Origin of the sequence: Gordonia amicalis (genome assembly GCF_022059885.1) — a bacterium.
Taxonomy (GTDB): domain Bacteria; phylum Actinomycetota; class Actinomycetes; order Mycobacteriales; family Mycobacteriaceae; genus Gordonia; species Gordonia amicalis.
Genome location: NZ_CP091855.1, coordinates 3,386,227 through 3,397,492, shown reverse-complemented (window position 1 = coordinate 3,397,492; position 11,266 = coordinate 3,386,227). Strand labels below are relative to the sequence as shown.

Genomic DNA, 11,266 nt, shown 5'->3' with positions numbered 1-11,266 from the left:
GGTACTGCCACCGGGCCCGCCCTGCGAGCGGGACGCTGTTGGCGTCTCCGCATCACCCTCTACCCTCGAAGCATGCAGCGAATCATCGGTACCGAGGTCGAGTACGGAATCTCCGCCCCCGGCGACCCGACCGCGAATCCGATCATGACCTCCACCCAGGCTGTTCTCGCCTATGCGGCGGCCGCCGGGGTGCCCCGGGCCAAGCGCACGCGCTGGGACTACGAGGTCGAATCCCCGCTCCGCGACGCCCGCGGCTTCGACCTCGGTCGCGGGTCCGGGCCGGCCCCGATCATCGACGCCGACGAGATCGGCGCCGCCAACATGATCCTCACCAACGGCGCCCGCCTGTACGTCGACCACGCCCATCCCGAGTACTCCGCACCCGAGGTGACCGACCCGCTCGACGCCGTGATCTGGGACAAGGCGGGCGAACGCGTCATGGAGGCCGCCGCGCGTCACGTGGCGAGCGTGCCGGGCGCCCCGAAACTCCAGCTCTACAAGAACAACATCGACGGCAAGGGCGCCTCCTACGGCACCCACGAGAACTACCTCATGGCCCGCGAGACACCGTTCACCGCGGTCATCGCCGGTCTGACCACGTTCTTCGCCTCGCGCCAGGTCATCACCGGTTCGGGCCGCGTGGGCATCGGGCAGTCTGGCGACGAGTCGGGCTACCAGCTGTCCCAGCGCTCCGACTACATCGAGGTCGAGGTCGGACTCGAGACCACCCTCAAACGCGGCATCATCAACACCCGCGACGAGCCGCACGCCGACCCGGAGCGCTACCGCCGGCTGCACGTCATCATCGGCGACGCCAACCTGGCCGAGACCGCCACCTACCTCAAGGTCGGGACCACCGCGCTGGTCCTCGACCTCATCGAGGCGGGCGTCGACTTCTCCGACATCGAGCTCGCCCGCCCGGTCCAGGCCGTGCACACCATCAGTCACGACCCGACCCTGACCGCCACGGTGGCGCTCACCGACGGTCGCGAGCTGACCGGTCTGGCCCTGCAGCGGGAGTACCTGGAACGCTGCATGAAGTTCCACGAGCAGGAGCACTCCGACGACGAGCGCGCCAAACACGTCCTCGAGACCTGGGCGGATGTGCTCGACCGCCTCGAACGCGACCCCATGGAGTGCGCCGACATCCTCGACTGGCCCGCCAAGCTGCGGATCCTGGAGGGCTTCCGCCAGCGTGAGGGCCTGTCGTGGTCGGCGCCGCGGCTGCACCTCATCGACCTGCAGTACTCCGATGTCCGACTCGACAAGGGGCTCTACAATCGCCTCGTCGCGCGCGGCTCGATGAAGCGCCTCGTCGACGAGAACGACGTGCTCGCCGCCATCCACGAACCGCCGCGCAACACCCGCGCCTATTTCCGCGGGGAGTGTCTGCGTCGTTTCGGAGCCGATGTCGCCGCGGCCAGCTGGGATTCGGTCATCTTCGACCTCGGTGGGGACTCGCTCGTCCGCATCCCGACCCTCGAGCCGCTCCGCGGGACGCAGGCCCACGTGGGCAAGCTTCTCGATTCGGTCAACTCCGCCGCCGAATTGGTCGACCAGCTGACGACCTGACACGCGCGTGGCATGTGCTTCGTTTCGCCCGAGTTGTCGCCGCCACAGGTAGTGTGGGACCACACGATTCCGAGGCCGATTCACCAGGGATCACCGCCCGGCGGAAGCCGGTGAGATCCCAGGGTCTTCAGACCCGATGGTGGTCGGTCGCGGGTAGCCCGCCAAGGGGCGATCGGTTTCAAGGAGGCAGCAGATGGCGCAGGAACAGACCAAGCGTGGTGGCGGCGGCGACGATGAGGGCGTTGGCCCCGATTCCGGTGCCGGACAGGAACGTCGCGAGAAGCTGGCCGAGGACACCGACGACCTGCTCGACGAGATCGATGACGTGCTCGAGGAGAACGCCGAGGACTTCGTGCGTGCTTACGTGCAGAAGGGCGGCCAGTGAACGACGGGTTCGGATCACTGCCCCCTTTCTCACAACTTCGTACGGGTTCCGCTGCCCCCAGATCCTCTCTGAGTGCGGACATCTCGTCGTTCACCGAATTCCTGCGGATGCACGCGCCCGAGCAGCTTCCGCAGGCTCAGGTTGATCGCGTGGGGTCCTTCGCGGGCGGCGCGGACGGCGCCGGAGACATCCCGCACGGCACGACGATCGTCGCCGTGTCGTACCCGGGCGGGGTGGTGCTCGCCGGTGATCGTCGCGCCACGATGGGCAACCTGATCGCGACGCGAGACGTCAAGAAGGTCTACATCACCGACGAGTACTCGGCGGCCGGCATCGCCGGCACCGCGGGTATCGCGATCGAGATGGTGCGGCTCTTCGCCGTCGAACTCGAGCACTACGAGAAGATCGAGGGCGTCCCGCTCACCCTCGACGGCAAGGTCAGCCGGCTCGCGACCATGGTTCGCGGCAACCTCGGGGCGGCCCTGCAGGGTCTCGCCGCCATCCCGCTGCTCGTCGGCTACGACATCGACCACGAGGATCCGACCGAGCGTGGCCGGATCTTCAGCTTCGACGTCGCAGGTGACCGGCACGAGGAGTTCGGCGGCTACACCGCGATCGGTTCCGGATCGGTGTTCGCGAAGTCCTCGCTGAAGAAGCTCTACCGCTCCGATCTGACCGCCGGCGAGGCGCTCGCGATCGCGGTCGAGTCGCTCTACGACGCCGCCGACGACGATTCGGCGACCGGCGGACCCGACCTGGTGCGCAAGATCTTCCCGATGGCCGCCGTCGTCGACGCCGAGGGCGCGCGGGAGGTGGACGCGACCGAGATCGAGAATGCGGCGCGGGCCGTCGTCGAACGCCGGACCGCCGAGCACGAGGGAGGTGCCCGATGACCTTCCCGTACTACGCCAGTGCCGAGCAGATCATGCGCGATCGCTCGGAGCTCGCGCGCAAGGGCATCGCGCGTGGCCGTTCGGTCGTCATCCTGACCTACGCCGACGGCGTGCTGTTCGTCGCGGAGAACCCGTCGAACACCCTGCGCAAGACCAGCGAGATCTACGACCGCATCGGCTTCGCCGCGGTGGGCAAGTACAACGAGTTCGAGAGTCTGCGCAAGGCGGGCATCCAGCTCGCCGACATGCGCGGCTACAGCTACGACCGCGCCGACGTGTCCGGTCTGTCGCTGGCGAACACCTACGCCAACGCATTGGGCAGCGTCTTCACCGAACAGCCCAAGCCGTTCGAGGTCGAGCTCTGCGTGGCCGAGGTCGGCCGGGCGGGCAAGCCGAAACAGTCTCAGCTGTACCGCATCTCCTACGACGGGTCGATCACCGACGAGACCCGGTTCCTGGTGATGGGCGGCGCGACCGAACCGATCGCGGCGGCTCTCAAGGAGAGTTACGCGCCCGACATGCCGCTCGCCGAGGCGATCGGGGTCGCGGTCCGGGCACTCGCCACGCCGGCCGACTCCGGAAACGGCGCCCCGGCGTCGCCGCGGGAGCTGACCGCCGGTGACCTCGAGGTCGCGATTCTCGATCGCAACCGGCCGCGACGGGCGTTCAAACGCCTGACCTCCGCCGCGGTCGAGGAACTCCTGCCGACGGCCGAGACCCCCGCCGCCGATGCGTCGGCGCAGGATGCCCCGGCGGACGACACCACTTCCGGCGGGGACACTTCCGACGGATCGAATTAGAACGCGACGAAACGCGGTCGGCCTGGCTGTTATGGCCGGTCGACCGCGGGTCCCGCGAGTAGGGTTGATCAAGTGCAGCGACGAATCATGGGCATCGAGACCGAGTTCGGTGTCACGTGCACCTTCCACGGTCATCGGCGGCTGAGTCCTGACGAGGTCGCCCGGTATCTGTTCCGCCGGGTCGTGTCGTGGGGCCGCTCCTCGAACGTCTTCCTGCAGAACGGCGCACGGCTGTATCTCGACGTCGGGTCGCATCCCGAGTACGCGACTGCCGAGTGCGACAGCCTCATCCAGTTGATCAACCACGACCGCGCCGGCGAACTCGTCCTGGAGGATCTGCTCGTCGACGCCGAGCAGCGTCTCGCCGACGAGGGCATCGGTGGCGACATCTACCTGTTCAAGAACAACACCGACTCCGCAGGCAACTCCTACGGCTGCCACGAGAACTACCTCGTCGTGCGGGCGGGGGAGTTCTCCCGGATCTCCGACGTGCTCCTGCCGTTCTTGGTGACCCGACAGCTGATCTGCGGCGCCGGCAAGGTGCTGCAGACCCCGAAGGCCGCCACCTTCTGCCTGTCCCAGCGCGCCGAGCACATCTGGGAGGGCGTCTCCTCGGCGACGACCCGGTCGCGTCCCATCATCAACACGCGCGACGAGCCGCATGCCGACGCCGAGAAGTACCGACGCCTGCACGTCATCGTCGGCGATTCGAACATGTCCGAGATGACGACGCTGCTCAAGGTCGGATCGGCGGCACTGGTGCTCGAGATGATCGAGGCCGGCGTGGCGTTCCGGGATTTCGCCCTGGACAATCCGATCCGCGCCATCCGCGAGGTCAGCCACGACCCCACCGGCCGGCGTCCCGTCCGTCTCGCGGGCGGACGCCAGGCCAGCGCTCTCGACATCCAGCGCGAGTACCACGCACGTGCCGTCGAGCACCTCACCAACCGTCGTCCCGATCCCGAGATGGACATGGTCGTCGACCTGTGGGGTCGCATGCTCGACGCGGTCGAGGCCGACGACTTCGCCAAGGTCGACACCGAGATCGACTGGGTCATCAAGCGCAAGCTGTTCCAGCGCTATCAGGACAAGTACTCGATGGAGCTGTCGGACCCGAAGATCGCCCAGCTCGACCTCGCCTTTCACGACATCAAGCGCGGACGCGGTGTGTTCGACGTCTTGATGCGTAAGGGACTCGTGGCCCGCGCGACCACCGACGAGGCCATCAAGACAGCGGTCAACGAGCCGCCGCAGACGACCCGCGCCAAGCTGCGTGGTGACTTCATCTCGGCGGCGCAGAAGGCCGGACGCGACTTCACCGTCGACTGGGTGCACCTCAAGCTGAACGACCAGGCCCAGCGCACCGTGCTGTGCAAGGACCCGTTCCGCAGCGTCGACGAGCGGGTCGACCGGCTGATCGCATCCATGTGAGCGTGCCTCCGCACGGCCCGATCGGCGACGATCTAACCTGACGCAGTGGCCACTCCCAAAGTCGAGCGACTGCTCAATCTGGTGATCTGTCTGTTGTGGACGCGGCAGTACGTCACCGCCGAGTACATCCGACGCAATGTCGCCGGCTACCAGGACGGCGACAAGTCCGACGAGGCGTTCAACCGGATGTTCGAGCGCGACAAGAACGAACTGCGCGACCTCGGTATCCCGCTGGTCACCGGCCGTTCGCCGATGGCGGCGGGCGCCGAGGGATACCGCATCGACCGGGACACCTATGAGCTGCCCGACATCTCCCTGGACTCCGACGAGGCGGCCGCGATCGCGATGGCCGCCGCACTGTGGGACACCCCCGAGGTGTCCACGCTGTCGCAGACCGCGATCCTCAAACTCCGCGCCGCCGGCCTCGACGTCCGCTCCGAGGACGACCTCGGCATCACCGCGGGCGGCTCGTCGCGCTCGATGGGTTCCGAACAGGTCATCGCCGGACTGCTGGCCGCGATCCAGGCCAGGCGGGCCGTCGAGTTCACCCACCGGTCGTCGGCGACGGCAACCCCCGCGGCCCGTCGAGTCGAGCCGTGGGGAGTGGTGTCGCACCGGGGTCGCTGGTACGTCGTCGGTCACGACCTCGATCGCGCCGCCACCCGTACTTTCCGGTTGTCGCGGATCTCGTCGGTGACCCCGGTCGGCCCGGCCGACGCCGTCGTGGTGCCCGTCGGCACCGACCTCCAGCAGATCGTGTCCGCGGCGGTCGACTCCGCGGCGGGCACCGATGGACGTACCGCCGGTATCTGGGTGGCCGCGGGCCGTGCCGCGGGTCTGCGCCGGGCCGCGACGTCGTCGGAGCCCGGTGACCTCGATGGTGAGCCAGGCGACGTGTTGACCGTCGACATCCACTCACTGTCCGCGGTGGCGCGCATGGTGCTGGGTGTGGGTCGGGACGCGGTCGTCCTCGACCCGCCGGAACTGCGCGACCTCGTCATCGCCGGCCTGGACCGGCTGACGGGGGTGAACGCCTGATGGCCGGTGCACAGCCGTCGCGCCTCAACCGGCTGCTGGCGATGGTCCCGTATTTCCAGGCTCGACGCGGCATCTCGATCGAGCAGGCCGCGCGTGAACTCGGCGTCACGCAGACGCAGCTCACCAAGGATCTCGAACTGCTCTTCGTGTGTGGGCTCCCCGGTTACTACCCCGACGACCTGATCGAGCTCGAGTTCAGCGAGGGCTTCGTCAACGTGGGGTTCACCGCGGGTATGGACCGGCCGCTCCGACTCACCACCGTCGAGGCCAGCACGCTCCTCGTGGCACTGCGTGCCCTCGTGGAGACGCCCGGTGTCGTCGACGTGGCCGCCGCGCGGCGTGCGATCGCCAAGATCGAGGAGGCGGTGGGTGCCACCGCCGTGCCCGGCCTGTCCGGCGCCGGCACGGAATCGGAGGCGGCGCCGGGGGAGAACCCGACCTTCACGACCGTCCGCGAAGCCGTGCGGCGGGCACGCGCGCTCCGGCTGAATTACTACTCGGCGAGCCGGGACAGCGTCACCGAACGCGTCGTCGACCCGATCCGCCTGCAGGTGATGGATCAGCACACCTACCTCGAGGCGTGGTGCCGGATGGCCGAAGGCGTGCGGCTGTTCCGCTTCGACCGCATCGACACCGCCGTCGCCCTCGACGAACCGAGCAACCCGCCGGCCGAGGCCGAGTCGTCGTCGCAGTCGGTGCTGGTCCCGGAGAATCCGGATCTACCCGCGGTCGAACTCGACATCGACCCCGATCACCTGTGGATCCTCGACTACTACCCGGTCGAGCCGGTCACCTCGATCTCCGACCGCGATCCACAGGCACCGGTTCGGGCCCGCATGGTCTACGGTTCGCCGGAATGGCTCACCCGCCTCCTGCTCGGGTTCGGCGGAGCGGTCCGCGTCGTCGACGACCCCGGGGTCGCGGCGGCGGTCGTCGAATCGGCGGCGAGCGCTCGCGAACGCTACCGCTGACCGGCGGTCCACCCCGCGCGGGCAACTCGGGTAGCATTGGCCTCGGTCTGGATCCGATCTGAAGGGTGATCTCATGGGCTTCACTTCGTGGTGGCACTGGGCGATCGTCGCCGTCGTGCTGCTGATCCTGTTCGGCTCGAAGAAGCTGCCGGACGCCGCCCGAGGTCTCGGACAGTCGTTGCGCATCTTCAAGAGTGAGGTCAAGGAGATGCAGAAGGACGACAAGCCGACCGATACGACGGCTAACCCCGACGCTACGCAGCGTGAGCTGCCGCCGGCCGACACGACTCAGCCGGGCACGCCGTCGAACTCCGACGTCAAGAAATCGGCTTAGGGGCGCGTCGGAGAATCCGAGTGCGCATTCCCTTCGACCCCCGCAAACGCAAACGCAAACTCAATCCCGACGGCACGATGTCGTTGGTCGAGCACCTCTATGAGTTGCGTACGCGTGTGGTCATCTCGCTGCTGGCGATCGTGGCCACCACCATCGTCGGCTTCATCTGGTACAGCCACGGCTTCCTGGGTGTTCCGTCGCTCGGCGACATGCTGCGCGGGCCCTACTGTGACCTGCCGCCCTCGTCGCGAGCGACCCTGACCGCCGACGACTCGTGCAGGCTCCTCGCGACCGGTCCGTTCGATCAGTTCATGCTTCGGCTCAAGGTCGCGCTCACCGCCGGCATCGTCCTTGCCTGCCCCGTGTGGATCTACCAGGTCTGGCAGTTCATCACGCCCGGTCTCCACGACAACGAACGCCGCTACGGACTCGTTTTCGTCACCCTGGCGACGACTCTCTTCGTCGCCGGCGCCGTGCTGGCCTATCTGGTGGTCGCCAAGGCGTTCCACTTCCTGCTGACGGTCGGCAACGAGGTCCAGGTCACCGCCCTGGCGGGTGATCAGTACTTCGGCTTCATGATCAATGTGCTCGTCATCTTCGGCGTGAGCTTCGAGTTGCCGTTGCTGATCGTGGCGCTCAACGGCGTGGGAGTCCTCACCTACGCCCGGCTGAAGCAGTGGCGCCGTGGACTCATCTTCGCCGTCTTCGTCTTCGCGGCGGTGGTGACCCCGGGCCAGGATCCGTTCACCATGCTCGCGCTGGCAGTGGCGCTGACGGTGTTGATGGAGTTCGCGATCCAGTTCGCCCGCATCGTCGACCGGCGTCGTGGCAAGCGGGCACCGACATGGGCCGGACTCTCCGACGACGAGGCGAGCCCCCTGCCGCCGACCCGCCCGGTCTCGCCGCCGTCGCCGGTCGCGACCTCGGCCGCCGGAAACCCGAACGCCACTCGCACGTCGACACGGGCACACGAGACATTCGACGACGTCCTGTGAGTCAACTCGACGCGTTCACGTCGCGGCTGGAATTCGGACTCGACCCCTTCCAACGGCGGGCCTGCGAGGCTCTCGAAGCCGGGCACGGTGTTCTCGTCTGTGCGCCGACCGGTGCCGGTAAGACGATCGTCGGCGAATTCGCGGTCCATCTCGCGCTCGCCGGGGGCACCAAGTGCTTCTACACCACCCCGATCAAGGCGCTGAGCAATCAGAAGTACGCCGACCTCGCCGCGGTGCACGGGCACGAGTCGGTCGGTCTGCTCACCGGTGACAGTTCCATCAACCCCGACGCGCCGATCGTCGTGATGACGACCGAGGTCGTGCGGAACATGATCTACGCCGAATCCCGCGCCCTCGACGGCCTCTCGCATGTGGTGATGGACGAGGTGCACTTTCTCGCCGACCGCTTCCGCGGTGCGGTCTGGGAAGAGGTGATCCTGCACCTCGAACCGTCCGTGCGCGTGGTGAGCCTGTCCGCGACCGTCAGCAACGCCGAGGAGTTCGGCGACTGGATCCAGACGGTCCGCGGCGACACCTCCGTCATCGTCGACGAGCACCGGCCGGTCCCGCTGTCGCAGCACATGCTGGTCGGACAGCGGATGTTCGACCTCTTCGACCCGGCCGACCGCGATCCGGCGGATCGCAAGGGATCGCGTCCGCGGGTGAACCCGGAGCTCAAACGGCACATCCGCCATCGCATCCTGCTCGCCGACGACGAACGGGAATCGTCCCGGGGCCGAGGTCGCCGAGGCGGCGGGGGAGTCCCACGCCGCCGTGACGGACGAGGTCCGCTGCTCTCACGGCCCAACCTCGTCGCCCGTCTCGACCGTGAGGGGCTGCTGCCCGCGATCGGGTTCATCTTCTCCCGGGCGGGCTGCGATGCCGCTCTGGCGCAGTGCTTGCGGTCGGGTATCGCGCTGCTGACTCCCGAGGAGGTCGCCGAGGTCGACGCCGTCGTCGACCGGCGCCTCACCGAACTCTCACCGAGCGATGCCGACGTGCTGGGTGTCCAGGAGTGGCGCGAGGGTCTCCGGCGCGGCCTCGCATCGCACCACGCCGGAATGCTCCCGACCTTCCGGCACGCGGTCGAAGAACTCTTCGTCCGCGGACTCGTGCGCATGGTTTTCGCCACGGAGACACTGGCGCTCGGGATCAACATGCCGGCCCGGTCCGTTGTCCTCGAACGGCTCGTCAAATACAACGGGGAGTCGCACGTCGACCTCACCCCCGGCGAGTTCACCCAGCTGACCGGCCGCGCCGGACGCCGCGGGATCGACATCGAGGGTCATGCCGTCGTGGTGTGGACACCCGAAGTCGTCCCCGAGGAGGTCGCCGGTCTCGCGGGTGCCCGCACCTTCCCGCTGCGCAGCTCGTTCTCGCCCGAGTACAACATGGCGGTCAATCTGCTCGGCCGTCTCGGTCTCGACGGTGCCCGCGAACTCCTGCACCGGTCGTTCGCCCAGTTCCAGGCCGACCGATCGGTGGTCGGACAGGCCCGCAAGCTCCACGAGTCCCAACGCGCACTGCGCAAACTCGACGGCGAGTTGGCCCGCGCCGCGGAGGCACGAGGTCTGGAACCCGGCGGAGCGGACGCCACCGGCGAGCCTGCGGTGGGCGACTCCGAGGCGTATGCGGGGTTCCTCGGTTATGTCACGCTTCGCGAGGACATCCGTCGCCGCGAGCGAGACCTGAAGTACCGCAGGCGGATCGACACCGAGGACACGATCGTCGCCGATCTCGCCGCTCTCAAACGCGGCCACGTCATCGGCGTACCGGTCGGACGCCACCGCGGTCTCGCGGTGATCGTCGAACCGGCCACGCAGGCGGCCGATCCCAAGCCGCTGGTGGTCACCGAGGATGCCTGGTGCGGGCGGATCGGGCTGCGTGACTTCGTCAATCCGCCGGAGGTCCTCGGCAACATGCGGTTACCGAAGAACGCCGACCGCCGGACGGGTCGCGGACGCCGTGACCTCGCGTCGGCGTTGCGGTCCACCGGGATCGAGATGCCCCGCGGTCGATCGAAGAAGCGTGCCGACGCCGCCGACGACACCGAACTGGCCCAGATGCGTCGCGCTCTGCGTGCCCATCCCGCGCACCAGATCCCGAACGGCGACGAGCTGTTCCGCCTCGCCGAGAAACGCAACCGTCTGCTCCGCGACATCGTCAACGCCGAGCGCAGCATCGGCGAACGCACCTCGACACTCGGGGTCACCTTCGATCACATCGTCGGGGTCCTCAGCGAGCTCGGGTACCTCGAACGCGCTCGCGAGGCGTCCGAATCGACCGGGCACACCATGCGGGTGACCGACTCGGGCAAACTGCTGGCCCGCATCTACAGCGAGAGCGATCTCGTGGTGACCGAGTGCATCCGTGCCGGCGTCTGGGATGACCTGTCACCCGCCGACCTGGCCGCGGTCGTCGCGGCCCTGGTCTACGAGAGCCGCCGCGACAGCTACGGCGGTGTGGATGCCCTCCCGGGTAGCACCTCGCTGCGTACGGCGATCGCCGCGACCGTCGACATCTGGTCGAAGGTGACTGCGGTCGAGTCGCGTCACCGCGTCAGTCCCACCCGGGAACCGGACACCGGTTTCTCGCTGGCGGTGGCGACGTGGGCGTCGGGCCGCACGCTCAGCGAAGCCCTTCTCCTCGCGGGCGAACGGGGCCAACTGCTCTCGCCGGGCGACTTCGTCCGGTGGAACCGCCAGGTCATCGACCTTCTTGAACAGATCCGGCTCTGCGTCGGAACGGATACTCGTCTCGGTGGGACCGCGCGGTCCGCGGTCCGGGCGATCCGCCGGGGTGTGGTGGCAGCGGAGCTCGGCTGAGCCCGTCGGTCCACCAGACGAC

The 11,266-nt window shown here is 68.1% G+C and carries 10 protein-coding genes; all 10 read left to right on the top strand.

The window, feature by feature from the left end; translation table 11 throughout:
- Window positions 1-72: 72 nt before the first annotated feature.
- Complete coding sequence (gene dop, locus IHQ52_RS15525) at window positions 73-1,572, top strand: depupylase/deamidase Dop (RefSeq protein ID WP_024498061.1); 1,500 nt, start codon at window positions 73-75, stop codon at window positions 1,570-1,572.
- Window positions 1,573-1,765: 193 nt separating this feature from the next.
- Entirely contained in the window at window positions 1,766-1,957 is a 192-nt protein-coding gene (locus tag IHQ52_RS15520) for a ubiquitin-like protein Pup (protein ID WP_004019064.1), read from the top strand.
- Entirely contained in the window at window positions 1,954-2,850 is an 897-nt protein-coding gene (gene prcB, locus IHQ52_RS15515) for a proteasome subunit beta (protein WP_006437948.1), read from the top strand. The genes IHQ52_RS15520 and prcB overlap by 4 nt, the downstream gene beginning before the upstream one ends.
- A complete protein-coding gene (prcA, locus tag IHQ52_RS15510; RefSeq protein ID WP_024498059.1) occupies window positions 2,847-3,650 on the top strand; it encodes a proteasome subunit alpha in 804 nt (267 codons plus the stop codon). Before prcB ends, prcA begins: the two co-directional genes overlap by 4 nt.
- Window positions 3,651-3,722: 72 nt before the next feature.
- Window positions 3,723-5,081 (top strand): Pup--protein ligase, encoded by a 1,359-nt coding sequence (gene pafA, locus IHQ52_RS15505; RefSeq protein ID WP_005200010.1) that lies wholly within the window; start codon window positions 3,723-3,725, stop codon window positions 5,079-5,081.
- Between the two features lie 45 nt (window positions 5,082-5,126).
- Window positions 5,127-6,119, top strand: a complete 993-nt coding sequence (locus tag IHQ52_RS15500; RefSeq protein WP_096274017.1) for a helix-turn-helix transcriptional regulator — start codon at window positions 5,127-5,129, stop codon at window positions 6,117-6,119.
- Entirely contained in the window at window positions 6,119-7,090 is a 972-nt protein-coding gene (locus tag IHQ52_RS15495; RefSeq protein ID WP_096274019.1) for a helix-turn-helix transcriptional regulator, read from the top strand. The genes IHQ52_RS15500 and IHQ52_RS15495 overlap by 1 nt, the downstream gene beginning before the upstream one ends.
- A gap of 73 nt (window positions 7,091-7,163) precedes the next feature.
- The gene (tatA, locus tag IHQ52_RS15490; RefSeq protein WP_024498056.1) at window positions 7,164-7,424 is read left to right on the top strand and encodes a Sec-independent protein translocase subunit TatA; all 261 of its coding nucleotides are present in this window, start codon (window positions 7,164-7,166) and stop codon (window positions 7,422-7,424) included.
- A gap of 20 nt (window positions 7,425-7,444) precedes the next feature.
- A complete protein-coding gene (gene tatC, locus IHQ52_RS15485) occupies window positions 7,445-8,419 on the top strand; it encodes a twin-arginine translocase subunit TatC (protein ID WP_096274021.1) in 975 nt (324 codons plus the stop codon).
- Window positions 8,416-11,244, top strand: coding sequence for a DEAD/DEAH box helicase (locus tag IHQ52_RS15480; protein WP_096274023.1), 2,829 nt, complete (start codon window positions 8,416-8,418; stop codon window positions 11,242-11,244). Before tatC ends, IHQ52_RS15480 begins: the two co-directional genes overlap by 4 nt.
- The last annotated feature ends 22 nt before the right edge of the window (window positions 11,245-11,266 follow it).

Bases quoted from the DNA above. Each gene is read 5' to 3' on its own strand.
- dop (WP_024498061.1), top strand. From the start codon at position 73: ATGCAGCGAATCATCGGTACCGAGGTCGAGTACGGAATCTCCGCCCCC.
- IHQ52_RS15520 (WP_004019064.1), top strand. From the start codon at position 1,766: ATGGCGCAGGAACAGACCAAGCGTGGTGGCGGCGGCGACGATGAGGGC.
- prcA (WP_024498059.1), top strand. From the start codon at position 2,847: ATGACCTTCCCGTACTACGCCAGTGCCGAGCAGATCATGCGCGATCGC.
- IHQ52_RS15495 (WP_096274019.1), top strand. From the start codon at position 6,119: ATGGCCGGTGCACAGCCGTCGCGCCTCAACCGGCTGCTGGCGATGGTC.
- tatA (WP_024498056.1), top strand. From the start codon at position 7,164: ATGGGCTTCACTTCGTGGTGGCACTGGGCGATCGTCGCCGTCGTGCTG.